The 26,528-nt window shown below is 68.0% G+C and carries 24 protein-coding genes; 10 read left to right on the forward strand and 14 right to left on the reverse strand.

The window, feature by feature from the left end; translation table 11 throughout:
* Nucleotides 1–91: 91 nt before the first annotated feature.
* The 3 genes from C1926_RS21260 to rmuC form a co-directional block, all read right to left on the reverse strand.
* A complete protein-coding gene (locus C1926_RS21260; RefSeq protein WP_079224418.1) occupies nt 92–637 on the reverse strand; it encodes a glutathione peroxidase in 546 nt (181 codons plus the stop codon).
* A 67-nt stretch (nt 638–704) separates the two neighbouring features.
* A complete protein-coding gene (locus C1926_RS21265; protein ID WP_108760570.1) occupies nt 705–1,103 on the reverse strand; it encodes a hypothetical protein in 399 nt (132 codons plus the stop codon).
* Nucleotides 1,104–1,175: 72 nt separating this feature from the next.
* Nucleotides 1,176–2,726, reverse strand: a complete 1,551-nt coding sequence (gene rmuC / locus C1926_RS21270) for a DNA recombination protein RmuC (protein WP_108760571.1) — start codon at nt 2,724–2,726, stop codon at nt 1,176–1,178.
* Nucleotides 2,727–2,770: 44 nt separating this feature from the next.
* Here rmuC and C1926_RS21275 point away from each other — a divergent pair, with 44 nt between their 5' ends.
* Complete coding sequence (locus C1926_RS21275) at nt 2,771–3,373, forward strand: glutathione S-transferase N-terminal domain-containing protein (RefSeq protein ID WP_108760572.1); 603 nt, start codon at nt 2,771–2,773, stop codon at nt 3,371–3,373.
* A gap of 535 nt (nt 3,374–3,908) precedes the next feature.
* Here C1926_RS21275 and C1926_RS21280 read toward each other — a convergent pair.
* Nucleotides 3,909–4,916 carry a zinc-binding alcohol dehydrogenase family protein gene (locus C1926_RS21280; RefSeq protein WP_108760573.1) on the reverse strand — a complete coding sequence of 336 codons (1,008 nt, stop codon included), beginning with the start codon at nt 4,914–4,916 and terminating at the stop codon, nt 3,909–3,911.
* A gap of 92 nt (nt 4,917–5,008) precedes the next feature.
* On the opposite strand from C1926_RS21280, the gene C1926_RS21285 reads away from it, so the two are divergent.
* Genes C1926_RS21285 through C1926_RS21295 form a run of 3 tightly spaced genes read left to right on the forward strand, consistent with a single transcriptional unit; the run spans nt 5,009 to nt 7,073 of the window.
* Nucleotides 5,009–5,989, forward strand: a complete 981-nt coding sequence (locus C1926_RS21285) for a LysR family transcriptional regulator (RefSeq protein WP_108760574.1) — start codon at nt 5,009–5,011, stop codon at nt 5,987–5,989.
* An 8-nt stretch (nt 5,990–5,997) separates the two neighbouring features.
* Complete coding sequence (gene leuE / locus C1926_RS21290) at nt 5,998–6,627, forward strand: leucine efflux protein LeuE (protein WP_108760575.1); 630 nt, start codon at nt 5,998–6,000, stop codon at nt 6,625–6,627.
* The gene (locus C1926_RS21295) at nt 6,624–7,073 is read left to right on the forward strand and encodes a hypothetical protein (protein ID WP_108760576.1); all 450 of its coding nucleotides are present in this window, start codon (nt 6,624–6,626) and stop codon (nt 7,071–7,073) included. Before leuE ends, C1926_RS21295 begins: the two co-directional genes overlap by 4 nt.
* Nucleotides 7,074–7,138: 65 nt before the next feature.
* On the opposite strand, the gene C1926_RS21300 is transcribed toward C1926_RS21295, so the two are convergent.
* The gene (locus C1926_RS21300; RefSeq protein WP_079224432.1) at nt 7,139–8,041 is read right to left on the reverse strand and encodes a LysR family transcriptional regulator; all 903 of its coding nucleotides are present in this window, start codon (nt 8,039–8,041) and stop codon (nt 7,139–7,141) included.
* A 111-nt stretch (nt 8,042–8,152) separates the two neighbouring features.
* Here C1926_RS21300 and C1926_RS21305 point away from each other — a divergent pair, with 111 nt between their 5' ends.
* From C1926_RS21305 to C1926_RS21320, 4 genes are all read left to right on the forward strand, one after another.
* Nucleotides 8,153–9,220, forward strand: a complete 1,068-nt coding sequence (locus tag C1926_RS21305; RefSeq protein WP_108760577.1) for an aldo/keto reductase — start codon at nt 8,153–8,155, stop codon at nt 9,218–9,220.
* 54 nt (nt 9,221–9,274) lie between these two features.
* Nucleotides 9,275–10,270 (forward strand): aldo/keto reductase, encoded by a 996-nt coding sequence (locus tag C1926_RS21310; protein WP_108760578.1) that lies wholly within the window; start codon nt 9,275–9,277, stop codon nt 10,268–10,270.
* A gap of 68 nt (nt 10,271–10,338) precedes the next feature.
* A complete protein-coding gene (locus C1926_RS21315; protein WP_254057350.1) occupies nt 10,339–11,007 on the forward strand; it encodes a suppressor of fused domain protein in 669 nt (222 codons plus the stop codon).
* A gap of 81 nt (nt 11,008–11,088) precedes the next feature.
* Nucleotides 11,089–12,516, forward strand: a complete 1,428-nt coding sequence (locus C1926_RS21320) for an amino acid permease (RefSeq protein ID WP_108760580.1) — start codon at nt 11,089–11,091, stop codon at nt 12,514–12,516.
* A 91-nt stretch (nt 12,517–12,607) separates the two neighbouring features.
* On the opposite strand, the gene C1926_RS21325 is transcribed toward C1926_RS21320, so the two are convergent.
* Complete coding sequence (locus C1926_RS21325) at nt 12,608–13,849, reverse strand: dipeptidase (RefSeq protein ID WP_108760581.1); 1,242 nt, start codon at nt 13,847–13,849, stop codon at nt 12,608–12,610.
* Between the two features lie 125 nt (nt 13,850–13,974).
* Complete coding sequence (locus tag C1926_RS21330) at nt 13,975–15,144, reverse strand: class I SAM-dependent rRNA methyltransferase (protein WP_079224439.1); 1,170 nt, start codon at nt 15,142–15,144, stop codon at nt 13,975–13,977.
* A gap of 303 nt (nt 15,145–15,447) precedes the next feature.
* Here C1926_RS21330 and C1926_RS21335 point away from each other — a divergent pair, with 303 nt between their 5' ends.
* Together C1926_RS21335 and C1926_RS21340 are read left to right on the forward strand one after the other, a co-directional pair.
* Nucleotides 15,448–16,410, forward strand: a complete 963-nt coding sequence (locus C1926_RS21335) for a TerC family protein (protein ID WP_108760582.1) — start codon at nt 15,448–15,450, stop codon at nt 16,408–16,410.
* A 107-nt stretch (nt 16,411–16,517) separates the two neighbouring features.
* Nucleotides 16,518–17,288, forward strand: a complete 771-nt coding sequence (locus C1926_RS21340) for a rhomboid family intramembrane serine protease (RefSeq protein ID WP_108760583.1) — start codon at nt 16,518–16,520, stop codon at nt 17,286–17,288.
* Between the two features lie 146 nt (nt 17,289–17,434).
* Here the strand turns inward: C1926_RS21340 and C1926_RS21345 are convergent, their stop codons facing one another.
* The 7 genes from C1926_RS21345 to rpmH all read right to left on the reverse strand — a co-directional run bounded on the left by C1926_RS21345 (nt 17,435) and on the right by rpmH (nt 26,274).
* A complete protein-coding gene (locus tag C1926_RS21345; RefSeq protein WP_108760584.1) occupies nt 17,435–18,550 on the reverse strand; it encodes a glycerophosphodiester phosphodiesterase in 1,116 nt (371 codons plus the stop codon).
* Nucleotides 18,551–18,660: 110 nt separating this feature from the next.
* Nucleotides 18,661–19,548, reverse strand: coding sequence for a BRCT domain-containing protein (locus C1926_RS21350; RefSeq protein ID WP_108760585.1), 888 nt, complete (start codon nt 19,546–19,548; stop codon nt 18,661–18,663).
* Between the two features lie 186 nt (nt 19,549–19,734).
* Entirely contained in the window at nt 19,735–21,084 is a 1,350-nt protein-coding gene (gene mnmE / locus C1926_RS21355; protein ID WP_108760586.1) for a tRNA uridine-5-carboxymethylaminomethyl(34) synthesis GTPase MnmE, read from the reverse strand.
* A 3-nt stretch (nt 21,085–21,087) separates the two neighbouring features.
* The gene (locus C1926_RS21360; protein ID WP_108760587.1) at nt 21,088–23,760 is read right to left on the reverse strand and encodes a polysaccharide deacetylase family protein; all 2,673 of its coding nucleotides are present in this window, start codon (nt 23,758–23,760) and stop codon (nt 21,088–21,090) included.
* A 158-nt stretch (nt 23,761–23,918) separates the two neighbouring features.
* Nucleotides 23,919–25,634: a membrane protein insertase YidC gene (yidC, locus tag C1926_RS21365; protein ID WP_108760588.1), complete on the reverse strand. Its 1,716-nt coding sequence runs from the start codon at nt 25,632–25,634 to the stop codon at nt 23,919–23,921.
* Nucleotides 25,634–26,128, reverse strand: a complete 495-nt coding sequence (gene rnpA / locus C1926_RS21370; RefSeq protein ID WP_079224447.1) for a ribonuclease P protein component — start codon at nt 26,126–26,128, stop codon at nt 25,634–25,636. Before rnpA ends, yidC begins: the two co-directional genes overlap by 1 nt.
* Nucleotides 26,129–26,133: 5 nt before the next feature.
* The gene (rpmH, locus tag C1926_RS21375) at nt 26,134–26,274 is read right to left on the reverse strand and encodes a 50S ribosomal protein L34 (RefSeq protein WP_005411729.1); all 141 of its coding nucleotides are present in this window, start codon (nt 26,272–26,274) and stop codon (nt 26,134–26,136) included.
* Nucleotides 26,275–26,528: the final 254 nt, after the last annotated feature.

The following is a 26,528-nucleotide window of genomic DNA, read 5'->3' on the forward strand; positions in this document are numbered from 1 at the left end:
GCATGAAAAACCCCGCCTTGGCGGGGTTTTTTTTTGCTCATGGCCCGGGGTCGGAGCCCTTTCCCCTGGAAAGGGATCCGACCCCGGGCGATCAGGCGGCCAGCGCGGCCTCGATCGCCTCACGCAGGCGCGCGTCATCGGCGGCCACGTCCGGGGCGAAGCGTGCAACGACCTTGCCATCGCGGCCGACCAGGAACTTCTCGAAGTTCCACAGCACTGCCGGTGCGGCGTGGATCGGAATCTCCTTGCTGGCCAGGCGCTCGCGCAGCGGGCCTTCACCGATGGCCTGCGGCTGCGCAGCGGTCAGCTGCTGGTACAGCGGGTGGGTGTCCTCGCCGGCCACGCTGATCTTGGCGAACATCGGGAAGGTGACGTCGTAGGTCAGCTGGCAGAACTGCTGGATCTCCGCTTCGCTGCCCGGCTCCTGGCCGAGGAAGTTGTTGGCCGGGAAACCCAGCACTTCCAGGCCCTGGGCCTGCTTTTCCGCGTACAGCGCCTGCAGGCCTTCGTACTGGGGGGTCAGGCCGCACTTGGAGGCAACGTTGACCACCAGCAGGACCTTGCCCTGGTAATCGCCCAGGGTGGACGGCTGGCCGTCGATGGTGGTGAGGGAAATATCCTGGATCGGGGTGCTCACGCGGGGGCTCCGGCTATGGCGGGGAAAGGTCCACCAGCATAGCGCTGCGCGGATGCGCCGCGTGCGATCAATCCACGCAGATCGTGCCCTGCGCCTTGCCGTCCTCGATGCGCTGGCGGCAGCCGAAGTTCTGGCTGACATCACGCTGGCAGGTGCCGGTTGCCACCACGCCCGCCTCGGCTTCGCCCGTGGCCAGGCACTGGCCGCTGCAGTCGCGCTTGCTGCTGCAGGCCTTGCCCGCATCGGCATAGGGAATCACGCATTGCACGCGTTGCAGGCGGCCCAGCGGTTGCAGGGTGCCACCGGCGGCGCGGCAATCCACATCGCGCGCTTCCTGGTAGGCCTCGGTGGCCTCCGGCGTGTCTGCCGCCGCCGGCTGTGCCGCCGCATCAGCGGCCGGCGGCGTGCTGCTGCAGGCCGACAAAAGGGCGGCCAGGGCCAGGCTGGCAAGGAAGCGTAGACGCATGGTCGGACCTGCAGGCGGTGATCGAGGCCGCCAGCATACGCATTGCGTGGTGCAGGTGGTGTGTCAGTGCACTCAGGTCTCTTCGCCCTCGCTGGCCTCGTCCTCGCCCCCCTCTTCTTCCGCCTCGCCCAGGTCGCCCAGCAGCTGCTGCACCTGCTCGTTGGCCAGCGTCTCCACCCCGCGCAGGCGGCGTTCGATGGTGCGCGTCTTGCGGCTGGCCGCGCCGATGCTGCGGCCGACCGTGGTGATCTGCTTCTCGGCCTTTTCCAGGATGCCGGCGAACTTGCCGAACTCGCTCTTCACCGCACCCAGCAGGCTCCACACTTCGCTGGAGCGCTTCTCGATGGCCAGCGTGCGGAAGCCCATCTGCAGGCTGTTGAGCAGCGCGGTGATGGTGGTCGGGCCGGCCACCACCACGCGGTGGTCGCGCTGCAGCAGGTCGACCAGGCCGGGACGGCGGATGACCTCGGCGTACAGGCCTTCGGTGGGCAGGAACATCACCGCGAAATCGGTGGTGTGCGGCGGCACGATGTACTTCTCGGAGATCGACTTGGCCTGCACCTTCACCGCGCGTTCCAGCTGCGTGCCCTGGACGCGCACCAGCTCGGCATCGCCCTGGTCCTGGGCATCCAGCAGGCGCTCGTAATCCTCGCGCGGGAACTTGGAATCGATCGGCAGCCACACCGGCGCGTCGTCGCCACGGCCGGGCAGGCGCACCGCGATGTCGACCATCTCGTTGCTGTCCGGGCGCACCTTCACCGCGCGCGCGTACTGCTCCTGGATGAGCGTCTGTTCGAGGATGTTCTCCAGCTGCACTTCACCCCAGCTGCCGCGCGTCTTGACGTTGGTCAGCACGCGCTTGAGGTCGCCCACGCCGGTGGCCAGCTGCTGCATTTCGCCCAGGCCGCGCTGCACCTGTTCCAGGCGCTCGGAGACCAGCTTGAACGACTGCCCCAGGCGCGTTTCCAGCGTGGTCTGCAGCTTCTCGTCCACGGTCACGCGCATCTGTTCCAGCTTCTGCGCGTTGTCGCTTTGCAGCGCGCGCAGCTGTTCTTCCAGGGTCGTGCGCATCTCGGCGATGCGTTGTTCGTTGCGCTGGGTCAGTTCCTGCAGGCGCAGGCCCAGGCTTTCGGTCAGGCGCTGCTGCGACTGTGCGCCTTCCTCGCGGCCCTTGCGCGCATCGTCCACCAGGGTCTGGCGCAGCGCGCCCAGCTGGCTGTCGGTGCGGGTGGTCAGTTCCTGCAGCTGCTGGCCGAAGGCGTGGATGCGAGCTTCCTGCTGCTGGCCGAACACTTCCAGCTGCGCGCGCAGTTCCTGCAGGCGCTGGCCCATCAACGCACCGCTGCGCTGCTGGCTTTCGGCCGCTTCAGCGCGGGCCTTGCGCGCATCTTCGCCGAGGGCTTCGCGCAGCAGGTCCAGGCGCTGGTCGGTGCGGGTGGACAGATCGTTCAGCGCGCGGGCGAAGCCATCGAGCTGTTCGCGCAGTTCGCTGCGGCCGGCCCGCGCCTCCTCGCGCACGGCCTGTTCCAGGCGGTCATGGGGCGGGCGGCGCAGCAGGGCGACCAGCTGCAGGACGAGGACGGCCAGGAGGAGGGCGCCGAGGAGCAGGAATTCGGTTTGCATGCCGCCAGTGTAGGCTGGCCCCGTCTCAAACGCTGCGTCTGGCCATGCTCGAACTGTACGGAAAGCCGACCTCGATCAACGTGCGCAAGGTGCTGTGGCTGTGCGCCGGGCTGGACCTGGCGGTGCGGCACCATGCGGCACCCGATGCCGAGCTGCTGCGCGGGCTGAACCCGAACGCACAGGTGCCGGTGCTGCGCGAGGGCGACTTCGTGCTGTGGGAATCCAACAGCATCTGTCGCTACCTGGCCGCGCGCGCCGGGCGCCACGACCTGTTGCCGGTGGCGCCGCAGGCACGGGCGCGGGTGGAGCAGTGGATGGACTGGCAGGCGACCGATCTGAACACGGCGTGGCGCCACGTGTTCATGGCGCGCGTGCGCGGGCATGCCGATTACCCGGACGATGCGCGGGCGGAGGCGAGCCTGGCGCAGTGGAACCGCCTGATGACGATGCTCGACGCGCAGTTGGTTGGCCATGCGCACGTAGCCGGTGCGGATTTCACCCTGGCGGACATCGTGCTCGGCCTGTCGACGCAGCGCTGGCGCAGCACGCCGGGCGGCAAGCCGCTGCTGGCGAATATCGAGGTGTGGTTCGAGCGCTTGCGGCAGCAGCCGGGGTTTGCCGCGCACGTCGACAACGGCGTCGCCTGAGGGTTGGGGTTTGCTTGCAGGGCTTGCAGCCCTGCACCTGCAGAAGCCGAAGCCAGAGCAACAGCAGAAGCGGGCTATCCGTGGGATGGCGGGGTGAGTCCGGTTGAGGGGGACGCCGTAAACCCATCCATGGGGGCTTGGTCGCGGCATCCATGCCGCTCACACCCCCTCAACCGGACCCACCCCGCCTTCGACAGATTTCTGCGGTCTGTTGGTGCCCGCTGCTGAGGGTGGGTGCCGACCGTTGGTCGGCACGGGACCTGCTCTGGTAGGTGTCGACCTTGGTCGACACACGAGCGAAGCGACCGGCTTCTGCTCTTCTTTTTTCTTTTCCGTGGCTGGACGCGCACGGAAATTGTCAGAGGTCGGGTGGGTAGGTTGCGCAGGGGTGCGAGCGCCATGGATGGCGCTCACAAGCCTCCATGGATGGATTCACGGCGTCCCCTGCGCGGCCTGCCCACCCGGCCCATCCGCAGATGCGCGGCCGCGGGACCGGGCGGCCAGCCACGAGGGGCTCAGCCGTTGGCCATGATCCTTACCAGCCTTCCAGCACGATCTTGCCCTTGGCACGATTGCTTTCCAGCAGCGCATGCGCGCGGCGCAGGTTGGCCGCGTTGATGCGCCCGAAGTGCTCGCCCAGCGTGGTCTGCAGCACCCCGGCATCAACCAGCTCGGCCACGCGGTTCAGCAGATCGTGCTGGCGCTGCATGTCGGCGGTCTTGAACAGCGGCCGGGTGAACATCAGCTCCCAGTGCAGCGACAGCGCCTTGCGCTTGAGTGCCATCACGTCCAGCTGGCCCGGGTCGTCGATCAGGCCCAGCTGGCCCTGCGGCGCCAGCACTTCCACGATCTGCGCATAGTGCTGGTCGGTGTGGGTCAGGCTGGCCACGTGCTCGACCTGGGGAATGCCCAGCCGGGCCAGGCCTTCGGTCAGCGGCAGGGTGTGGTCGATCACGTGGTGCGCGCCCATCGCATACACCCAGTCCTGGGTGTCCGGGCGCGAGGCGGTGCCGACGACGGTGAGCTTGGTCAACGTGCGTGCCAACTGCACCAGGATCGAGCCGACGCCGCCGGCTGCACCGATCACCAGCAGGGTCTGGCCTTCACCACCGCCCTCGGCGATGCGCAGGCGGTCGAACAGCAGTTCCCAGGCGGTGATCGCGGTCAGCGGCAGCGCCGCGGCGGCAGCATCGTCGAGGCTGGCCGGCTTGCGGCCGACGCTACGCTCATCCACCAGCTGGTATTCGGCGTTGCTGCCCGGGCGGTCGATCACCCCGGCGTAGTAGACCGCGTCGCCCGGCTGGAACAGGGTCACGTCGCTGCCCACGGCATCGACCACGCCCACGGCATCCCAGCCCAGCACGCGCGGGCCCTCGGTGGCGGCGTTGCGGCGCACCTTGGTATCCACCGGGTTCACCGCCACGGCGCGCACCGCCACCCGCAGGTCGCGCGGGCCCGGCTGCGGCAGGTCCAGGTCGATGTCGATCAGGGCCTGGGGATCGTCGATCGGCAGGCCGGCGTGGGTGTAGGCAATGGCGCGCATGGCAGCGGTCCGGTGGGAAGAGGAACCCACAGCGTGCGCCGCGCGCGGCCCCCCGGAAAGGCGCAGAATCAGTCAGCACTTTCACTCCGGCAATGAAAATGATCCGTTTCGACGACCTCCAGCTGTTCGTCCGCACCGCCGCGCTGGGCAGCTTTTCGCAGGCCGCGCGCGAAGCCGACCTGCTGCCCGGGCAGGTGGCCGCGGCGGTGGCGCGGCTGGAACGCGAGCTGGACCTGCGCCTGTTCGTGCGCACCACCCGCAGCCTGCGCCTGACCGGCGAAGGCGCGCTGTACCTGCCCTATGCGCAGGAGGTGCTGGCCACGCTGCGCGAGGGCCAGGCCCGCGTGCAGGGCGAGGACGCCGACCTGCACGGCACCCTGCAGCTGTCGGCGCCTTCGGATTTCGGCCGCAACCTGCTGCTGCCGTGGCTGGCCACCTTCCGTGCCGCACACCCGCGGCTGCGGCTGCACCTGCGCCTGTCCGACGAGGTGGCCGACGTGTTCCGCGACCCGGTGGACGTGGCGATCCGCCTGGGCCACTTCGACGATGCCAGCTACGTGGCGCTGCCGCTGCTGGAGGGCAACCGCCGCGTGCTGGCGGCATCGCCCGCCTACCTGCAGCGGCGTGGCGTGCCGGCACGGCTGGAAGACCTGCGCGAGCACGACTGCCTGGCCTACCAGCTCGGTGGGCGCACTTACGACCGCTGGGCGTTCGAGGTCGAGGGGCGGCGCGTGGTGATACCGGTGCGCGGGCCGCTGGTCTGCGACGATGCCGACGTGGTGCGGCGCTGGGCGGTGGCTGGCGAAGGCATCACCTACAAATCCTGGCTGGACCTGCGCGAGGACGTGCGCGCCGGGCGCCTGCAGGTGCTGCTGGGCGGCATCGGCAGCCATATCCCGCTGCAGCTGGTATGCCCGCACCGCAAGCAGTTCTCGCCGGCGGTGCGGCAACTGCACGCGCAGCTGCGCGACCACCTGCAACCGTTGCTGTCCGGCCTGCCCGGCGATGGCGGCGGCCCCCTGTCCCCGGCCCCGCCACTGGCCGACAATGGCGCCCCCCCGCAACAACAATGAGCCATGCCATGCCGTGGATGGGCATCCAGGACCTGTGGACGTTCCTGCTCGCCGTGCTGGTGTTCCTCGCCCTGCCCGGGCCCGGCACCTTCACCCTGCTCACCGCCACCGGCCGCGGCGGCGTGCGCGGCGGCTACACCGCGCTGGCCGGCCTGCTGGTCGGTGACCAGATCCTGATGTGGCTGGCCCTGGCCGGCGTCGCAGCGCTGCTGAAGGCCAACCCGCTGGTCTTCCACGCGGTGCAGTACCTGGGTGCGGCCTACCTGGTGTGGGTGGGCATCAGCCTGCTGCGCACGCCGAAGACCGAGGGCGGCGATGCCGGCCCGATCCGCATGCAGCCCGGACGCTATTTCCAGCAGGCGATCCTGGTCAGCCTGCTCAACCCGAAGGCGATCCTGTTCTACATGGCCTTCCTGCCGCTGTTCATCGACCCGGCCGCGCACCACGGCATCGCCACGTTCGCGGCCTTGGCCGGCATCATCTTCGTGGTCAGCGTGGCCTACTGCTCGCTGCTGATCGGTGCGGGCAACCTGGCCCGTCGCCACCTGATCCAGCACCCGCGCATCAGCACCGTCCTGCGCCGCGTGGCCGGCCTGTTCCTGGTCGGTTTCGGCATCCGCCTGGGGTTGAACGGATGATCCGGCGGCTGGCCGTGCTGCTGTTTGCCTTGCTGCTGGCCGACACCGCAGCGGCGGCCGCGGCGCAGGACCATCGTTGCCTCACCGGCGGCCGCAACGACAGCATCCACCTGCTGTGGCGCTGGCTGGACGATGGCAGCGCCGACGTGCAGTACGCCGGGCAGCGCGGCCGCCTGCCGGTGCAGCGGGTCTCGCAGGAAACGACGGTGCTGGATGAAGACCGGCCCTCCCAGTTCGACAGCGTGTGGGAAGAACGCATCGAAGGCCGCCGCAACGGGCGCTATCACCTGAGCACGCAGGGCGCGCGCGTCTACGGTTTCAGCTACGAACGCGCGCGCGATGGGCGACGCACGGCCTTCAGCGAAGACGTCGAGGCATGGCAGGAAGATGGCTGCCATTGGCCGGGCGTCGAGCCGCTGACCGTTGCGTCGAGCTTGCTCGACTGATGCAAAGAGCAGTCGAGCATGGCTCGACTCTACAAAGGCGGCGGAGCAGTCGAGCAAGCTCGACGCTACCGGTCGTGCATTCCCTCGCGCAGGTGGTCGATGAACACCCGCAGCTTGGGTGCCATCTGCTCACGCGCCGGGTAGTACAGGTGGAAGCCGGGGAACGGCGGCTGCCAGTCCTGCAGCACGCTCTGCAGCCGCCCGGCGGCGATGTCGTCGGCCACCAGCGAGGCGAAGCCCTGGGCCATGCCCAGCCCGGCGAGCACGGCGCGATGGGCGACGCCGGCATCGTTGAACACCAGCCGCCCGCTCACTTCCACCTCCAGGTCGTGGCCCTCGCGGCTGAACTCCCAGGGCATCAGCCGGCCGTTGGCCAGGCGGTGCACGATGCAGGCGTGGCCCTGCAGGTCATGCGGGGTCTGCGGCACGCCCTGGCGCTCGAAGTAGGCCGGCGTGGCCACCACCACCTGCCGCTCGGGCGGCCCGATCGGCACCGCGATCATGCCCTGCGCGAGTGATTCGCCCAGGCGGATGCCGGCGTCGAAGCCCTCGGCCACCAGATCGGCCAGCGCCGGGTCGACGCACAGCTCCACCTGCACCTGCGGGTAGCGCGCCAGGAAATCGGGCAGCCGCGGCAGCACCATGCGGTCGGCGACGATGCGCGGCAGCGTCACCCGCAGTCGCCCGGCCGGCACCGAGCGCGCGCTGTCCAGTTCGGCGAAGGCCTGGTCGATCTGGTCCAGGCCACCTCGCACCCGCTGCAGGAAGCGCGCGCCGTGTTCGGTCAGGCCCACCCGCCGCGTGGTCCGCTGCAGCAGGCGCACGCCCATCCGCGCTTCCAGCGCGCGCACGCTCTGTGACAGCGCCGAGGTCGACACGCCCAGCGCATCGGCGGCGCGGGTGAAGCTGGCATGTTCGGCCACGTGGACGAAGGCGACCACGGCAGTCAGAGGAGCGGAGGCATCCATTGTGAAGCCAGCCTTCAAGGTGAGTCAGTTTATACGCAGTTTATCCACACGATCGACAGGAGGAAGCTGGCTTCCCCGGCGGATGCACCGCCCCCGTGATGGAGACCTGCGATGTCGCTCGACCACTACCGCCTGCTCGGCCGCTCCGGCCTGCGGGTCAGCCCGATGGCTCTGGGCACGATGACCTTCGGCGCCGACTGGGGCTGGGGCGCGGACGAAACCGAGGCCCGCCGCATCTTCGATGCCTACGTTGAACGTGGCGGCAACTTCGTCGATACGGCAAACAACTACACCGACGGCAGCGCCGAGACCCTGCTCGGCCGTTTCGCCCAGGGCCAGCGCGAGCGCCTGGTGATCGCCAGCAAGTACACCCTGGCCACCGTGCCGGGCGACCCCAACAACGCCGGCAACCACCGCAAGAGCATGCGGCGTTCGGTGGAGGACAGCCTGCGCCGGCTCGGCACCGACTACCTGGACGTGCTGTACCTGCATGCCTGGGACGACACCACCGGCGTGGATGAGGTGATGCGCGGCTTCGACGATCTGGTGCGCAGCGGCAAGGTGCTCTACGCCGGCATTTCCGATACACCGGCCTGGCAGATCGCGCGCATGCAGACCCTGGCCGACCTGCGCGGCTGGGCCCCGCTGGTGGCCCTGCAGATCGAGTACAGCCTGATCCAGCGCAGCGTGGAGCACGAACTGCTGCCGATGGCCGAAGCGCTGGGCCTGGGTGTGGTGGCCTGGTCGCCGCTGGGCAGTGGCGTGCTGACCGGCAAGTACAGCGCCAGCGACCTGGCCCAGGACGAGGTGCTGGCTGCTACGCCGGGTGGCTCGCGCCGCAACGTCGCCCTGATCAATGGCGCATTGACCGCGCGTTCGCTGCAGATCGCCGATGAAGTGACACAGATCGCCCAGGAACTGTCGCATTCGCCGGCACAGGTCGCCCTGGCGTGGCTGCTGCAGCGCCCGGGCGCCGGTGCCCTGCCCATCGTCGGTGCCCGCACCCTGGCCCAGTTCGAGCACAACCTGGCCGCGCTGGACCTGCAGCTGCCGGCCGAGGCGCTGGCACGGCTGGACTCGCTCAGTGCCGTCGCCCCGTCCTTCCCCCACGACTTCCTGCAGATGCCGCTGCCGCGCATGTTGATGAGTGGCGGCACCCGCCTGCAGCCACGCGCCTGACCCTTCCCCCCTGGAGACACCCCAATGAGCACCCAGCCGATGAGCTCCCCATCCATGACGACCCGCACCCTCGGCCCCGCCGGCCCCACCGTTTCCGCCCTCGGCCTGGGCTGCATGGGCATGAGCGCCTTCTACGGTGGCCGCAGCAGCGAGGACGAGGCCATCGCCCTGATCCAGCAGGCGCTGGACCGTGGCGTCACCCTGCTCGACACCGCCGATGTGTATGGCCCGCATACCAATGAACGCCTGCTCGGCCGCGCCATCGCCGGGCGCCGCAACGAGGTGTTCCTGGCCAGCAAGTTCGGCCTGAAGCTGGACCCGGGCAACCCGCAGGCGCGCGGTATCGACGGCCGCCCGGAGTACGTGCAGGCCGCCTGCGAGGACAGCCTGCGCCGGCTGGGCGTGGACCACATCGACCTGTACTACCAGCACCGCGTCGACCCGGCCGTGCCGATCGAGGACACCGTGGGCGCGATGGCGCGCCTGGTCGAACAGGGCAAGGTGCGCTGGCTGGGCCTGTCCGAAGCCTCGGCAGCCACCGTCCGCCGTGCCCATGCGGTGCATCCGGTCACGGCGGTGCAGAGCGAGTACTCGCTGTGGTCGCGCGAACCGGAGCAGAACGGGGTGCTGGCCACCACCGCCGAACTGGGCATCGGCTTCGTGCCGTATTCGCCGCTGGGGCGTGGCTTCCTGACCGGCGCCATCCGCAGCCCGGATGACTTCGAGGCCGACGACTACCGCCGCAGTTCGCCGCGCTTCCAGGGCGACAATTTCGCCCGCAACCTGGCGCTGGTGGCACAGGTGCAGGCGCTGGCCGCCGAGCTGGAGATCACCCCGGCGCAGCTGGCCCTGGCTTGGGTGCTGGCACAGGGTCCGCACCTGGTGCCAATCCCGGGCACCACGCGCGCGGCCAGGCTGCAGGAAAACCTGGGCGCGCTGCAGGTGCAGCTGGATGCAGGCGTGCTCGCGCGGCTGGATGCGGTGTTCCCGCTGCATGCCGCCGCCGGCGAGCGCTACCCGCAGGCGGTGCTGGCCACGGTGGACCGCTGAGGGCCCGGGTGGGGGCGCGCTATGCTGCAGCCCCCACCTGCAACTGCCACGGACGCACGATGACCACCATGGATGACGACACCCTGCTCGAACGCAGCTGGGAATTCCGCGAAGAGACCCTGTACCGCCAGCATTTCGGCGACACCGGCCCGGGCATCTTTCCGCTGGACATGGACCTGCTGCATGGGGTGTTCCAGCAGGAGGAAATCGATCCGCGCTGGCTGCACGTGGGCGTGTTCGCCTGCCCGCCGCATGGCGAGCGCCGGCACTGGGTGTACGTCAGCTCGGGCCTGTCCAATGCATGGGAAGGCCCGCACGAGGATGGGGATTCCGGTTTCGGCGTCGAGCTGCTGATGGAAACGCTGGACGAGGCGCCCTGGGCATTGACCACCGTGCGCTGGTTCACCGCCTACCAGCTGCTGCTGTGCCATGGGCGCATGCCAGGCGATCCGCTGTCGGCATGGGACCGGCTGAAGCTGGGCATGCCGGTGGACCGCGCCGACAGCGCGCTGCAGGCGATGGTGTTCATTCCCGCCCCGCACTTCCCGGGTCCGCAGCAGCTGCCCTCCGGGCGCTTCGATTTCCTGCAGCTGCTGCCGGTGACGCTGGACGAGCACGCCTTCGGCCGCGAGCACGGCTTTGAAACCGTGCTGGCCCAGCGGCGGGATCGGGGACGCGGGTTTTGTGCCGATTCCGGCAGCCTGGTCGGGGCGCAGCGCGCGCCTTGGCGGGTATGACCCTCGTCAGTGGTAATGCTGCGCTGCGTTCGGTCACACTCGGGAACTTGTCGTTCCAAGTCATCCCCTTCCGAGGCCTGCATGTCCCTGCTCCGGCGCAAGTCGCTAGATTCCGTCACTGTCCATGAAGCCGGTCGGCGCCTGGTGCCGACCCTCAGCTGGCCGCACCTGATCGCCCTGGGCATCGGCGCCATCGTCGGCACCGGCATCTACACGCTCATCGGCGTCGGCGCCAACCTGGCCGGCCCGGCCGTGCTGATCTCCTTCGCCATCGCCGGTGCGGTCTGCGCCTGTGCGGCACTGGCCTATGCCGAGCTGTCGACGATGATGCCGGCGGCCGGCAGCGCCTATACCTACAGCTACAGCGCGCTGGGCGAGGTGTTCGCCTGGGTGGTGGGCTGGAGCCTGATCCTCGAGTACTCGCTGGTGGTCAGTACGGTGGCGGTCGGCTGGTCCGGCTACTTCGTCGGCTTCCTGGAATGGATCCACACCCAGTTCGGCATCGACATCACCCTGCCGGCCGCACTGGCCGCCGGGCCGCACGTGGCCGGTGGCTTCATCAACCTGCCGGCGATCATCATCACCTGGCTGGTGGCGCTGATGCTGATGGCCGGTACCAAAGAGAGCGCCACGCTCAACGCCATCCTGGTGGTGTTCAAGCTGATCGCCCTGGCGGTGTTCGTGGCCGTCGCCCTGCCCGCCTTTGACCCCGCCAACCTGCAGCCGTTCATGCCGTATGGCTTTGCCAAGTCGCTCGGCCCCGATGGCGTCGAGCGTGGCGTGATGGCCGCGGCGGCGATCATCTTCTTCGCGTTCTACGGCTTCGATGCGATCTCCACCGCCGCCGAGGAAACCAAGAATCCGGCGCGTGACCTGTCCATCGGCATCATCGGTTCGATGATCGGCTGCACCATCGTCTACGTGCTGGTGGCGCTGGCCGCCGTGGGCGCGATGAGCTACGCGGTGTTCGGCCACAGCGCCGAGCCGCTGGCGCTGATCATGCGCGAGCTCGGCAGCTCGAAGGCGGCGATGTTCATCGGCGTGGTCGCGATCATCGCCCTGCCCACCGTGCTGCTGGCCTTCCTGTACGGGCAGAGCCGCATCTTCTTCGTGATGAGCCGCGATGGCCTGCTGCCGCGTGGCCTGTCCAAGGTCAACGCACGCACCGGCACGCCGGTGGCGACCACGCTGTTCACCGCCGTAGTGGTGTCGGCACTGGCCGGCGTTGCCCGCCTGGACGAAATCGCCGCCCTGGCCAACGCCGGTACCCTGGCCGCGTTCACCGCGGTGGGTATCTGCCTGGTGGTGCTGCGCGTGCGCGAGCCGAACCGCGAGCGCAGCTTCCGCACGCCGCTGGCCTTCGTGGTCGGGCCGCTGGCCGCGCTGGGCTGCATCTACCTGTTCATCAGCCTGCCGCACACCACCCAGCTGTATTTCCTGATCTGGAACGTGGTCGGCCTGGTGCTGTACTTCCTGTACAGCCGCCGCAATGCGTTGATCGCGAAATAACCGGATCACCGGGTATGCCGGCCAGCGGCCGGCACTACCGCTTTCGCATCACCGGTAGTGCCGGCCGCTGGCCGGCATTTCCTCGGGGCGGTCAGCCGCCCTGCTTTGCCGCGTAGTCCTGCGCCTGCCGCATCACCCGCAGCAGGTTGCCGCCCCAGATGCCGGCGATCTGCTGCTCGGTGTAGCCCTTGCGCAGCAGCCACGCGGTGATCTTCGGCAACTGGCTGACGTCGGGCAGGTCGCTCAGGCCACCGCCACCATCCCAGTCCAGGCCGATGCCCACGTGTTCGGGGCCAACCACCGTGAGGATGTGTTCGAAGTGGGCGAAGAAATCGTCCAGGCTGGCGTGGCGCACCGGGTGCTCGTGGTCCAGCGCCTGTTCGGCCTGCTGCAGGGCCACGCCCTGGGCGATGCCCATGCCTTCCCAGCCGCCCAGCTGCTTGCTCAGCGCTTCTTCGGCCTGCTTGCGTTCGGGCGTTTTGGCAGTGTCGATCAGGTAACCGCCATAGGCATTCACCTGGATCACGCCGCCGGCCTTGGCCAGCTGGCGCAGGCGTGCATCGTCGAGGTTGCGCGGGTGGTTGTAGACCGCCTTGGCCGAGCTGTGCGACAGCACGAACGGCACCGGCATCATCGCCAGCAGGTCATCGAACACCGCATCGGAGGCGTGCGACTGGTCGATGACGATGCCCAGCTTCACCGCCGCACGCACCAGATCCTTGCCCGCCGGGCTCAGCCCCTTCCACTCCGCGCCCTTGGGGTCGGTGGCCGAATCGGCGAACTCGTTGTTGGCGAAGTGCACCGTGCTGAGCAGGCGCAGGCCGGCGCGATGGTAGAACGAGAGCAGGCTGGGGTCTTCCACCAGCGGGCTGGCGTTTTCCATGCTGATGTAGACCACGCGCTTGCCAGCGGCCTTGATGCGCGCGGCATCATCGGCGGTCAGCGCCAGCGCGAAGCGATCGGGGTTGGCCGCCAGCATCTGCCGGATCTCCATTAGGCGCTGCAGGCCATGGTCGCGCTCGGCCAGGTGGGCGGCGGAAGTGCGATCCCCCTGGTCGGTGTAGATCGCCCAGAAGCCCCCATCCAGCGCGCCCTCGACCATGCGCGGGTAATCCACCTGCGAAAGCGCGTTGTGATCGTGCCGCTGTTCGATGTCGAAGCCAGCGCGGCCGAAGTTGGCCGGCGTATCCAGATGGCTGTCCAGGGTCAGCAGGCGCTGCTGCAGGGTCTTGGCGCGGGCCAGCTCCTGCGCGCTGAACTCGATGGCATGGGCGGACAGCGGCGCGCACAGCGCCAGGGCAAGCAACAGGGACAGGCGACGCAGCGATGGCATGGGCTCTCACCGGCAAAGGGAAGAGCCCGACCATAGCGCTGCGGCCAGCAGATTTGTAGAGTCGAGCCATGCTCGACTGATCAGGCACCGCGAGCCGAGCGTGAGCTCGGCTCTACACGTTGAAATCAATCAACCACGCGGCAGAACACGGCCTTCAGGTAACGCGATTCCTGCACGTGGGCCATGAACGGATGGTCCGGACCGGCGCCGGCCACCTTCAGGATCTGGATCGTGCGGCCGGAGAAATAGGCCGCGCGGCGCAGCATGTCCAGGAACTGGTCCTCGGCCACCAGGCCGGTGCAGGAGAACGTGGCGAACAGGCCACCGGGCTTGACCACGCCCAGCGCCAGCTTGTTCATGTCCAGGTACTTCTTCAGCGCGGTGATGACCTGGTCGCGGTCGCGGGTCATCTTCGCCGGGTCCAGGATCACCACGTCGTACTGCTCGCCGCGGTTGGCGGCATCGCGCAGCCACGGGAAGATGTCGGACTGGATGAACTTCGGGCGCACGTTGTTCAGGCGCGAATTGCCCTTGGCGATCTGGATGACGTCTTCATCGATGTCGATGCCAACCACTTCCGACGCACCGCGCGCAGCGGCGTACACGGCGAAACCGCCGGTGTTGCAGCACAGGTCGAGCACGCTCTTGCCTTCCACCTGCTGGCTCAGCCACTCACGGTTCTCGCGCTGGTCGGCGAAGAAGCCGGTCTTGTGCGCACCGGCCGGGTCGGCGCGGAACTTGATGCCATGCTCGGTGATCACCGACGCTTCGGTGGTGGTGTTGCCGTGGAAGTCGAAGCTTTCCTGCTTCTGCACGTGTTCGTCGGCGAAGCTGTGGAAGCGGCAGCCCGGGAACTGTTCGCGCAGGGCGTCGTAGATCCACTCGCGGTGGCGGAACATGCCGGCGGCGAAGAATTCGACCACCACCAGGTCGTTGTAACGGTCCACCACCAGGCCGGACAGGCCGTCGCCTTCGCTGTGCACCACGCGCCAGGCGTCGGACACCGCATCGAGCTTCAGCACGCCGCGGCGCAGTTCGACCGCCTGGGCGATCTTGCGCGAGAACCAGCCGGCATCGACCGGCACGTTCGGGTCGGTTTCAAGGATGCGCACGGCGATGCGCGAGTGCCCGTTGTAGAAGCCACGGCCGATGAACTCGCCATCGATGCCGACCACGTCGACGATGGAACCGGGCTTGGGCCGGACGGTCGGCTTCTCGACCAGTTTCTGGAAGATCCACGGGTGGCTGGAGCGCCACGCGTTCTTGAGGCGGACAACGGGAAGGGGGGTATTCATCGGCCTATTGTAAACCGGCCGCCGGGGTCAGATCCCCGCAGGGGCTCTGACCCCGGCCCGCCGCCCATTTGACGGCGGCCCGGCCAGGCCGCAGAATCGGCCCCAGAAGGGGAGTAGCTCCCAGACGTTGTCGCCGTCAATTCGAGCCCGCAGGCTCCGGTGCAACGGCAATCCCACCCGCGTGGGGTTGCGAGCGAGACCTTCGCCGTACTGGCGAAGCTCTGTCCCTGGATCCCCTCCCGATCCTCCGTTGCAGATCCTCGCCGTCCGGCTTGGCATTCATCTTTCCAACGGATATTCCCAATGCAGACGATCGGTAATGTGTGGATGTGGGGCGGCTTCGTGGCGGTGGTCATCATCGCCCTGCTCGTCGACCTGGTGTTGATGCGCCACGGCGGACCGCACAAGGTCACCTTCAAGGAGGCCCTGTGGTGGTCCATCGGCTGGGTCGCGCTGGCCCTGCTGTTCAACGCGGGCCTCTGGTATTACCTCAGCGAGACCGCCGGCCAGGTGGTGGCCAACAAGGTCGGCCTGGAGTTCCTGACCGGCTACCTGGTCGAGAAGGCCCTGGCGGTGGACAACATCTTTGTCTTCCTGATGATCATGAGCTACTTCGCGGTGCCGGAGGAGCAGCGCCAGAAGGTGCTGATCATCGGCATCCTGGGTGCGATCGTGCTGCGTACGATCATGATCTTCGCCGGCAGCGTGCTGATCAGCCAGTTCCATTGGCTGCTCTACGTGTTCGGTGCCTTCCTGCTCTTCACCGGCTGGAAGATGTGGTTCGCCGCCGGCCAGGAGCCGGACCTGGAGACCAACCCCGCCCTGCGCTGGATGCGCAAGCACCTGCGCCTGCTGCCGGACTACGCCGGCAACGCGATGAGCGTGATGCGCGACGGCAAGCGCTGGTTCACCCCGCTGTTCGCGGTGCTGATCCTGATCGCGGTGACCGACGTGATCTTCGCGGTGGACAGCATCCCGGCGATCTTCGCCATCACCACCGACCCGTTCATCGTGCTCACCTCCAACGTGTTCGCGGTGCTGGGCCTGCGTGCGATGTTCTTCCTGCTGGCCGGCATGGCCGACCGCTTCCACCTGCTGCCGTACGGCCTGGCGCTGGTGCTGGGCTTCATCGGCATCAAGATGATGATCATCGACCTGTTCAAGATCCCGACCCCGGTGTCGCTGGGCGTGGTCGCCGCGATCATCGCCGCCACCGTGGTGCTCAGCCTGAAGTACCCGCCGAAGGAAGGCGCCGGCCAGGCCTGAGCCTGACCGGCCTGCGGCACGCGGCCGGCGGGATTGTCCCGTCGGCCGCTTCCACTCTCCCGTTGCGCTGGCCTTGGTTTCGCGCCGGCCACCGCCATTGCTGAGGTATGGACAACAACACGCCCCTGCCCGCCGGTGACGTGCCGGCCCCCCGCAACGACCGCATGCGCATCCTGCGGGCGTTCAATGTCAGCCTGGCCGCCGTGCTGGTGCTGGTGGCCGTGTTCGCCCTGCAGGGCAGCTTCGACTGGCGGCCGTGGGCGGTGGCACCGCTGGAGGCCAAGGGCCTGCTGGGGCTGATCGGCGGGCCGATGCTGCACGCCTCGGTCGAGCACATCGCCGCCAATGGCTTTGCGATCCTGATCCTCGGCACCTTGGCCGGCAGCGTGTACCCGAAAGCCACCGTGCGTGCCCTGCCCCTGCTGTGGCTGGGTTCGGGCATCGGCGCGTGGATGCTGGGCAATCCCGGCAGCGTGCACCTGGGCGCCAGCGGCGTGACCCACGGCCTGATGTTCCTGCTGGCCAGCCTGGGCCTGCTGCGCCGCGACCGCGCAGCCATTGCCACCGGCCTGATCGGCATGCTGTTCTACGGCGGCATGCTGATGACCATCCTGCCGCATGCCGACGGCGTGTCCTGGCAGTCGCACATGGGCGGCGCCTTCGCCGGCATCATCGCTGCGCTGCTGTTCCGCAATGCCGACCCGATGACGCCGCGCCAGCACTACAGCTGGGAGGACGAGGAAGACGAGGTCGAGGCGCTGGCCGACGACGAGCTTGAGCCGCCCTCGCCGCGCCGCGTGCCGGTGCTGTGGCAGCCGCGCGAGGGGCACGACTACGTGGTGGTCCCCTTCCGCCGGCCGGACGAGCCGCGCGGTTGATGGGTGGGTAGTGCCGGCCGCTGGCCGGCAACCCCATGACCCGGTAGTGGCCGACCTTGGTCGGCGCGGTTGTTGTGTGCCAACCAAGGTTGGCACCTACCAGACCACACAGGTAGCGCCGGGCCGTGCCCGGCGGCGTTGACGGGTCAGTTCGCGGCGTTGCCCGCCGCGCCCATGCCATCGACCGCCTGCCGGCCCAGCGCCGGGTCATCGGTGAAGAACGCATCGATGCCGGTGGCCAGGTAGGCGCGCATCTCGGCGATCGAGCCTTCCGGGTTGCGCGCGCTGTCGGCACCCTTGCGCAGGTTGCTGGCCTGGAAATGGTTTTCCGGGCGGAAGGTGTACGGGATCACCATCAGGCCGGCCGCATGTGCGTCACGCACCAGCGCCGTCGGCGTGCCCAGCGCCCCGTTGGCCTCAAGCGGAATGATCGAACGCAGCTCCGGGCCGATGCCATCGGCGTAGCTGGCGATGTCCTTCAGCCCGGCCGGGGTCATCATCTGCGCATAGGTAAGCGTGCCACCGGCCTTGGCGACGTCGGCCGGGCGGGCATCGCCCTTCCACAGCAGCTGCAGCAGGCGGATGTTGCTGCCACGGCCGATCTTGCCGCGCAGGTAGCGCAGGTTGACGGTCTCGAACGACTGGATCGTCACTGGCGCGACGGCGGTATAGGCATTGCCGCGCAGCGCGGCCAGCACCTTGTCTTCCATCGGCAGGCCGATGGACTGGAAGTAGGTCGGGTGCTTGATTTCCGGCACCAGGCCGATGCCGCGGTTGGCACGGCCGGCCTGCTGCATCAGGAACGCCAGGATTTCGTCCAGGGTGGCGATGCGGAACTGGCCGTCGAAGGCGGTGCTGCGCAGTTCTGGCAGGCGCTCGCGGGTGTAGAGGGTCTTCAGCTCGGCCAGGGTGAAGTCTTCGGTGAACCAGCCTTCGACCTTCTCGCCATCGATGACCTTGGTGGTCTTCCGCTTGGCGAATTCCTTGTGCTCGGCGACGTCGGTGGTGCCACCGATCTCGTTCTCGTGGCGGGCCACCAAAACGCCGTCCCTGGTCATCACCAGGTCCGGTTCGATGTAGTCGGCGCCATCGGAGATGGCCTGCGCGTAGGCCGCCAGCGTGTGCTCGGGCAGCAGCGCGCTGGCGCCCCGGTGACCGTAGACCGGGACCTTGGCCGTGGCCGGGGTGGAAGTTTCAGCACTCATGGCCACCGATGGTGCCACGGCCAGCGACAACAGCAACGCACAACCCCACGACTTCACTGCGACTTCCCCAAGCGGTATGTGATGGGGGTCAGTATGCGGCGGGAATGTTACAGCCGGCGGTGTCGGGCACGGGGTCGGATCCCCGCAGGGGCTCTGACCCCAACGACTCAGTCCGCCAGGGCGTCGTGGAAATCGCGCTCGTGCACGATCATGATGCGCAGGCCTTCCTTGCGAAGCTCAACAGCGCGCTCCACCTTGCGCCCATAGCAGGCGTAGCTCCAGCACGGGTTTCCCTCCGCGCCGATGACAAGGTAATCGACCTTCTTCGACGGTGTGGGGTGCACTCTTCCCCCGCGTGCAGTCACAAGGGCCTGGATATCCGAGCGTGTCCCTCGGGATGAAGCACCGGTAAAGCAGAATCCCTTCTGCTCGAAGTGGATATCCGGTGCCACCGCGCACATTCCGACCAGGCTTCCCGCAAGTTCCAGCAGGGGCTTGGTCAGGGTGCGATCGTCGGCCAGGACGATGAACTCACTGAAGAACTGCTTGAGCAGGTCCTGTTCCTGCGCGTCTACCACGCCATCAGCCAACACCTTCGCAACGAGGTGGCCAATTTCGTCATAGGGCCAGCACCCCTGAAGATGTGCATGCTCATCCATCCATTCGGAGAGGCCGCGCAGCTCCCGTTCGGAAATGCGTCCGTCGGCAACGATTCCTCCCAGTACCGCATGCAGGCGCTGCAGATCGGCCGTCGTTGCGTTGGCCCGCTCGGTGGATCGCATCCGGTCAATGAGCCAGCGCAGATCCTCCGCTGACTCTTCGTCCATGCGGCCTTCGCCCAGCGCCTGGTCAAGTACAGGCATCAACTCGTTGAAGGGGTGCTGGTGGCGCTGATGCAGGTGATCCTGGATCCAGTTGCCCAGAAAGCGGCGCTCATCCACGTTGATTTCTCCATCAATGGAGATTCCCTCGATGATGCCTGCCAGCGAGTTCAGCGCGCGATGGAGCTGCGCTGGGCCGGTGAAGTGACTGTACGAAAGATGGTCCGGGTGCATCTGCCATTCCCTAGCCAGAGTTTTCCGCACGCTAGCGCGGTCTGTGCGCTTACTCAAGACGTACCGCCCTGCAGCCAGGGATGCAGGGTTGATTGCGTCAATCCAAGGGGTCAGAGCCCCTTCGGGGATCTGACCCCGCCCCCCGATCCCGGTGCCTCTCAGCCGAGCGTGGGCTCGGCTCTACAGCTACTTGCCGATGCAGAAACTGGAGAAGATCCTGCCCAGCAGGTCATCGGCGCTCATCTGCCCGGTGATCTCGCCCAGCGCATCATGCGCCAGCCGCAGTTCCTCGGCAGCCAGTTCCAGGTGCTCGTGCACCAGCTCGCCATCGGCGCGCTGCGCATGTTCCTGCGCGCGTTCGATCGCATCGACATGGCGGGTGCGCGCGGAGAACTCGCCGTCCACCTGCTCGCCTGCTCCGGCCGAGGCAATCGAACGCAGGCGCGCGTGCAGGTCTTCCAGGCCGGCACCGGTGGCGGCCGAGACGAACACGCGGTCCGGGTCGTCCAGCGCCGGCAATGCCGCCAGCAGGTCCGACTTGTTGTGGATGTAGACCTTGTGCGGCACGGCGGCCACAGACTCACCCAGCGCGGCTTCACCGGCGGCGGGGTCGCGCGCATCCAGCACGATGAGTGCGAGGTCGGTGCGCTCGATCTCCACGTGGGCGCGGCGCATGCCTTCGCGTTCGATGGCGTCGCCACCGTCGCGCAGGCCGGCGGTGTCGACCAGGGTCAGCTCCAGCCCGTCCAGGCGAATGGTTTCGCGCAACGTGTCGCGGGTGGTGCCGGCAATGTCGGTGACGATGGCGCGCTCGCTGCCGGCCAAGGCGTTCAGCAGCGAGCTCTTGCCGGCGTTCGGCGGGCCGATCAGCACCGCGTGCAGGCCATCGCGCAGGCGACGGCCGCGTTCTGCATCCCGGCGCAGCAGGGCCAGATCAGCGCGCGCCTGTTCAAGCCCGCGCCGCACCTGCGCGCCGCCCAGGGTATCCAGCGGTTCGTCGGCGAAGTCGATGGCCGCTTCCACGTGGATGCGCAGCAGTACGAGCTGTTCAACCACAGCATCGATGCGGCGCGAGAACACGCCATCCAGCGAACGGCGTGCCGCGCGCGCGGCGCGGTTGTCGCCCGCGGCGATCAGGTCGGCGATGGCCTCGGCCTGGGCCAGGTCGAGCTTGCCGTTGAGGAACGCGCGTTCGCTGAACTCACCCGGGCGGGCCTGGCGTGCACCGAGCGCGATGCAGCGCGCGACCAGCTGCTGCAGCAGCACGGGGCTGCCGTGGCCCTGCAGTTCCACCACCTCTTCGCCAGTGAAGCTGTTCGGCGCGGGGAACCACAACACGATGCCATCGTCGATCACCTCGCCGCCGGCGTCGCGCAGGCGTGCGTAGTGCGCGTGGCGCGGGCGCAGCGTGGGTGCGCCCAGCGCGCGGGCAATCACCGCAGCGCGCGGGCCGGACAGGCGCAGCAGGCCGACACCGCCAGCGCCGGGGGCACTGGCGATCGCCACGATGGTGTCGGTGCGGGTCACGTCGTTCATGGCTCAGAGCTTCTCCAGCTGCGCGCGCGCTTGGGCGGCGCCGCTGCCCTGCGGCTGCAGGGCCAGGTAGGTGGTGTAGGCCTGCTTCGCCTTGGCCTTGTCGCCGGCGTTGAAGTAGGCATCGCCCAGGTTGAGGTGGGCCACCGCACGCGACGGGTCGATCTTCAGGGTGTTTTCCAGCCAGCGCGCGGCTTCGGCATAGCGCTGCTGGCGGTAGTAGACGAAGCCGAGGTTGTTGGCTGCCTGGGCGAAATCAGGGCGCAGTTTCAGCGCTTCGGCAAACTGCGCGGCGGCCTCGTCGTACTGCTTCTCGCGGTACAGCTGCAGGCCGCGGTCGTTGGCCTGCTGCGCGCGCTGCCGGTCCGAGGCCGGGCCGGCGCTGGGCACCACCAGCCTGGCCTTGCCACCCTGCAGGTCGGCCACGGTCACCGGTGCCTGGCTGCCCTTGGCATCCTGCGCGGCATCGACCTTGTTGTTCAGTGCGATGGCATCCGGCGTCAGCTGGCGCGTATCGGCGTTGAGGTATTCCTGGCTGTCCGGCACCTGGAACACGAACTCGCCGCCCTGCGAGCCGGGCAGGCTGCCGAAGGCCGGGGTCTGGTGCGAGACCGCCGAGACGGCCGGCGCCACGTAGGCGGCCAGCTCGGTACCGGTGATCAGGCCGTCGCCATTGAGGTCGCCCTTGCCGGCCAGCGCCTGCAGCAGCACCCAGGTGAACACCGAATGGCCGTTCGGGCCGGCATCGGCGACCTGCTGGTCGGCACCGCCGGCGGTCAGCATCTGCCGCGCGCTGCGGCGGGCGTTCTCGCGCAGGAACGACGACGACGATGGGCCGCCACGGGTCAGGCCCAGGCCGCTGTAGCAGGCATCCATCACGAACATCACGTGCTTGGCCTGCATGCTCTCGGCGATGTTCTGGATGTCGGTCATCGCGATGGCGTCGGTGGCGAATTCCTTCGGGTCCGAATCGACCGGGATGATGTAGCCGAGGTCGCGGCCGGAGGCGAGCTGGCGGGTGGCACCATGGCCGGCGAAGAACACGAACACGCGGTCGTTCTTGCCGGTGCGGTCGTCGGCCAGGCGGTCGTGGAAGGCGGCCAGGATGTTGTTGCGGGTGGCCTGCTCGTTCTTCAGCACGATCACCTGCGAGGACGGGAAGCCGAACTGCCCGGTCAGGGTATCGGCCACCGCCTGCGCATCGTGGCTGGCGTATTCCAGCTTCGGCCACTTGGCGTAGCTGTCGATGCCGACCACGATCGCCCACGACTTCTCGTAGCCGGTAGTGACGGTGGCATCGCTGGCCGCGCCCTTGCGCGCGCGGGCGACGGTGAAGTCGCGGCCGTTCCAGCCGGCGAACTGGTAACCATCGGCAATCAGCCGATCCAGGATCTGCGGCAGCGCCTTCACCGCGCGGTCGTGGATGTCATGGAACAGGATGATGCCGCGCTGCTCCTTGTTCACCTGGCCGAGCACGCGCTGCACGATGGATTCCGGCACCGGGTCGGCCCAGTCCATCGAATCGATGTTCCACATGATCGACTTCAGGCCGGCTTCGTTGAGCAGCTGCAGGCCTTCGGCGTTGCGCGCGCCATACGGGAAGCGGAACAGCGGCGCGCGCTTGCTGTCGACGTCCTTCAGCAGGGTGTCGGTGTCGAGCACCTGCTGGCGCAGCGCATCGCCGGTGGTGCGCGAGAGCTGGGCGTGGGTCAGGCTGTGGTTGCCCACCGCGTAGCCCTCTTCCATCAGGTTGCGGCTGATCTTCGCCATCGGCCCCAGGCTGACCTTGCCGTCGGCCTCGACCTTGCCCAGGTTGCGGCCCACTTCGAAGAAGACACCCGGCACGTCGTAGCGCTTGAGGATGGCGACCACTTCATCGGTGTAGGCCTTGTGCGGGCCATCATCGAAGGTCAGCACCACGGTCTTGGGCGGCAGGTCGCGGCCGAAGATCTCGCGGTCGCTGTCCTTCATCGACATCGGGTACGGCTCGATCACCCCGTAGTCGCGCAGGATCGCCTCGCGGCTGTAATCCTTTTGCAGGTGGGCGATGTAGTCCTCCCACTTCTCGCGCTTCAGCTCGATGGCGCGGGTGCGCTCGAAGCGGCTGAAGATGCGGGTCAGTTCCTGGTTGTAGTTGCGCTCGATCTCGTCCAGCGCGTCCAGGTCCTCGCCGATGCGCTGGTGCAGCTTCACGGCCGGCAGCGAGGAGTCGGCGCCGACGCGTTCGTGCAGGTCACGCAGCACTTCGCGGAAGGCCAGGCGATCGGCATCGAACAGTTCGGGGGCTGATTCGATGTAGTCCAGCACCGTACCGAGGGTGGCAAAGCGCTGCGGGCTGCCACTGCGCAGCAGGCCATCGAACTGCGCGGCGATGGCCGTGCGCTGTTCCAGGCCATCGTGGAACAGCTGCTGCCCGACGCGCGTGGACGTGCCGCGGTCGGCGGCCGACTGCTGTTCCTCGTCGGCCAGCAGCACGATGATGCGGCGGTAGCCGTCCAGCTGCTTCTGCAGCGCGGCCAGCAGCGGCGCGGCGGCCGGGTCGGCGGCGGCGGCGGCCTGCGCGCTGGGCTGGGTGACGGCGGCGGCGGGCGCCTTGCCCTCCTTGTCGCCGCAGCCGGCAACGACCAGGGTCAACAGCAGCGAGGGCAGGAACAGGCGGAACGACGACGCACGCGGCATGGCGGACTCGGAGGATGGGGACACGGTGTGCGGGCGATTCTACCCCTGCATGCGAAAAACCCGCCTTGCGGCGGGCTTCTGCGGGGGTCAGCGTCGGTAGAGTCGACCGTTGGTCGACTGTTCCAACGCCAGTCGACTGACAGTCGACTCTACCCGGGTTATTTCTTTTTGACCGGAGCCGGTGCGGTGGTTGCCGGCAGCGGCTCGCCGCCGTGGCGCTTGGTCATCCACCACTGCTGCAGCAGGCCCAGGCCGCCGTTGACCACCCAGTACAGGACCAGGCCGGACGGCATGAAGGCCATCATGAAGCCGAAGACGATCGGCATGAACTGCATCATCTTCTGCTGCATCGGGTCCATGCCCGGTGCCGGGGTCAGCTTCTGCGTGGCCCACATCACCGCCACGTTGATGACCGGCAGGATGAAGTACGGGTCGCGGGCGGTCAGGTCCTGGATCCAGCCCAGCCACGGCGCCTGGCGCAGTTCGACCGACTCGACCAGCACCCAGTACAGGGCGAAGAAGATCGGCATCTGGATGAGGATCGGCAGGCAGCCGCCCATCGGATTGATCTTTTCCTTCTTGTACAGCTCCATCATCGCGGTCTGGAACTTCTGGCGGTCATCGCCATAGCGTTCCTTCAGCTGCGCGATGCGCGGCTGGAAGCGACGCATCTTCGCACCGCTCTTGTACTGCACGGCCGACAGCGGGTAGAGCACCAGCTTCAGCAGCACCACCAGGCCGACAATCGCCCAGCCCCAGTTGCCGACCAGCTTGTGCACCTGGTTCAGCACCCAGAACAGGCCCTGGCCGATCACCGCCATCATCGAGAAGCGGCTGTAGTCGACCACGCGGTCCAGGCCCGGCACGTCTTCCTTGGCGATCTGGTTGACCAGCTTCGGGCCGACCCACAGGCGGGCTTCGGTGCTGGTGGACTGGCCCGGGGCCACGGTGAAGGCCGGGCCACGCGCTTCGATCAGGTCACGACCGGCCACCTGCGACAGCACGTAGTGCGCGGTCTGGTCCTTCTGCGGGATCCAGGCGGTGAAGAAGTGGTGCTGCAGCATCGCCAGCCAGCCGCCGGTGATGTTCTGGTTCAGCGCGCCATCGTCCAGGTAATCCTTGAACGCACGACGCTGGTACTTCTTGTCGTTGTCGTACCAGGTGGCACCGTTGAAGCTGAACGAGTCCGGGTTGGTCATGTTCCGCGACAGGATGGTCGGGGTACGGTCCAGGGTGCGGTAGACGTAGCCGTTCCACGGGGTGGTGCCGGTGTTGCTGACCTCGTCCTTGAAGCGCACGGCGTACTCGTTGCGCGACACGGTCAGGGTGCGCTTGATGGTCACGCCGTTGTCGGCGGTCCACACGAACGGGATCTGCAGTTCCTTCTGGCCATCGGCCAGGACGAAATCGCGGACGTCACCGACCAGCTTGAAGCCATCGGCGCCCGGCACGGGGGTGTTCTTGTCTTCGCTGGCCCAGCCGCTGATCGCGCTGTACGGATGCGCGGGGTCTTCGGTCAGCAGGCGGACCGGCGGGCTGCCTTCGTCCTTGGACTGCGGGAACTGCAGCAGCTCGGCGTCGAGCACGCGGCCGCCGTCCAGCACCAGGCGCAGCACGTCGGTGGTGACGGTCACGCGCTGGGCAGCCGGGGTGGCGCTGGCCTGGGCCTGCACCGCGGCCTGGCCGGGGGCCCCGGGGACCTGCGCGCTGGGGATGCTGCCCGGGGCCGCCCCTGGAACGCTCTGTGCGGCGGCCTGGACCGACGTCGTGGTCGGTGCCGGAGTCGGTGCAGCCTTTTCACGGCTCCACTCCATCCACAGCAGCACGGCCACCATCAGCCAGGCAAAAATAAGGAATACGCGGGTCTGGTTCATCAGCGGGCAGGCTCGGCGGTGCCGGGACGCGATGCCGGCTCGGTCAAAGAGGGAGATGCAGTGCCATCTGGCGGCGGCATTGTGCCGTCCACGGCGGGCGCGGGCAATGCACGCAGGCGCCGCAGCAGGCGCAGGAACGCCTGACGGATATCGTCATTGCTGGCAGAACGCGCAGCACTGCGAGCCACGACGACGAAGTCGCCTGGCTGGATGTCGGTTCGTGTCTGACGCAGGATATCGCGCAGGACGCGCTTGATCCGGTTACGCCCGACGGCGTGCGGATCAACCTTGCGGGAAACCGCCAGACCCAGCCTGGCCGGCCGGTCAGCCGGCAGCCAGTGCAGGGTCATCAGCGGATCGGACACACGGCGGGCGCCGTTGAAGACCGTTGAATATTCGGCACGCGTGCGAACCCGCGCAGAGCGAGGGAATCGCTTGCGCGGGTCTGCAGTATTCACTGTCGAAGGGATTGCGTCTGCCGCGATGTGCGGCATGGCAATCAGGCGCTCAGGACTTTGCGGCCCTTGGCGCGGCGACGCGACAGGATCTTGCGGCCGTCAGCGGTCTTCATACGGGCACGGAAGCCGTGGTCGCGCTTACGCTTGAGGTTGCTGGGCTGGTAGGTGCGCTTGGTGGCCATGTGGGCCTCTCGTATGAATGGGACGGGAAAGAACCGGAAATTCTAGAGAGGTCTCCCCCCCCGCGTCAACCCCTTGTGACTACGCGAATTCATGGGGCTGTGCAATAGCTGTGGATGTTTTTGTGAATAAGTAGGGGACAAGCATTCCGAAGCCGGGCGCTCGGTGGTAGTCTGAGCCATCCATTTCCCCCTTTCAGGCCTGTGTTTGGGCGCGTTGTCGCGCCTGTCCACAGGCCACCGGACGATTATTGCCG

The sequence above is a fragment of the Stenotrophomonas sp. ZAC14A_NAIMI4_1 genome (genome assembly GCF_003086915.1).
Classification (GTDB): domain Bacteria; phylum Pseudomonadota; class Gammaproteobacteria; order Xanthomonadales; family Xanthomonadaceae; genus Stenotrophomonas.

Coding starts and splice junctions, on each gene's coding strand:
- C1926_RS21350 (WP_108760585.1), bottom strand. CDS start 19,548: ATGCACCCGGACCATCTTTCGTACAGTCACTTCACCGGCCCAGCGCAG.
- C1926_RS21280 (WP_108760573.1), bottom strand. CDS start 4,916: ATGCGCGCCATTGCCTACACCCACGCCGGCCTGCCGATCGACGATCCC.
- leuE (WP_108760575.1), top strand. CDS start 5,998: ATGCCGTGGATGGGCATCCAGGACCTGTGGACGTTCCTGCTCGCCGTG.
- mnmE (WP_108760586.1), bottom strand. CDS start 21,084: ATGAACGACGTGACCCGCACCGACACCATCGTGGCGATCGCCAGTGCC.
- yidC (WP_108760588.1), bottom strand. CDS start 25,634: ATGAACCAGACCCGCGTATTCCTTATTTTTGCCTGGCTGATGGTGGCC.
- C1926_RS21265 (WP_108760570.1), bottom strand. CDS start 1,103: ATGCGTCTACGCTTCCTTGCCAGCCTGGCCCTGGCCGCCCTTTTGTCG.
- C1926_RS21325 (WP_108760581.1), bottom strand. CDS start 13,849: ATGCCATCGCTGCGTCGCCTGTCCCTGTTGCTTGCCCTGGCGCTGTGC.
- C1926_RS21275 (WP_108760572.1), top strand. CDS start 2,771: ATGCTCGAACTGTACGGAAAGCCGACCTCGATCAACGTGCGCAAGGTG.
- rpmH (WP_005411729.1), bottom strand. CDS start 26,274: ATGGCCACCAAGCGCACCTACCAGCCCAGCAACCTCAAGCGTAAGCGC.
- C1926_RS21335 (WP_108760582.1), top strand. CDS start 15,448: ATGCAGACGATCGGTAATGTGTGGATGTGGGGCGGCTTCGTGGCGGTG.
- C1926_RS21330 (WP_079224439.1), bottom strand. CDS start 15,144: ATGAATACCCCCCTTCCCGTTGTCCGCCTCAAGAACGCGTGGCGCTCC.
- C1926_RS21300 (WP_079224432.1), bottom strand. CDS start 8,041: ATGGATGCCTCCGCTCCTCTGACTGCCGTGGTCGCCTTCGTCCACGTG.
- C1926_RS21295 (WP_108760576.1), top strand. CDS start 6,624: ATGATCCGGCGGCTGGCCGTGCTGCTGTTTGCCTTGCTGCTGGCCGAC.
- C1926_RS21320 (WP_108760580.1), top strand. CDS start 11,089: ATGTCCCTGCTCCGGCGCAAGTCGCTAGATTCCGTCACTGTCCATGAA.
- C1926_RS21285 (WP_108760574.1), top strand. CDS start 5,009: ATGAAAATGATCCGTTTCGACGACCTCCAGCTGTTCGTCCGCACCGCC.
- C1926_RS21305 (WP_108760577.1), top strand. CDS start 8,153: ATGTCGCTCGACCACTACCGCCTGCTCGGCCGCTCCGGCCTGCGGGTC.
- rnpA (WP_079224447.1), bottom strand. CDS start 26,128: ATGCCGCACATCGCGGCAGACGCAATCCCTTCGACAGTGAATACTGCA.
- C1926_RS21340 (WP_108760583.1), top strand. CDS start 16,518: ATGGACAACAACACGCCCCTGCCCGCCGGTGACGTGCCGGCCCCCCGC.
- C1926_RS21315 (WP_254057350.1), top strand. CDS start 10,339: ATGGATGACGACACCCTGCTCGAACGCAGCTGGGAATTCCGCGAAGAG.
- C1926_RS21310 (WP_108760578.1), top strand. CDS start 9,275: ATGACGACCCGCACCCTCGGCCCCGCCGGCCCCACCGTTTCCGCCCTC.
- C1926_RS21360 (WP_108760587.1), bottom strand. CDS start 23,760: ATGCCGCGTGCGTCGTCGTTCCGCCTGTTCCTGCCCTCGCTGCTGTTG.
- rmuC (WP_108760571.1), bottom strand. CDS start 2,726: ATGCAAACCGAATTCCTGCTCCTCGGCGCCCTCCTCCTGGCCGTCCTC.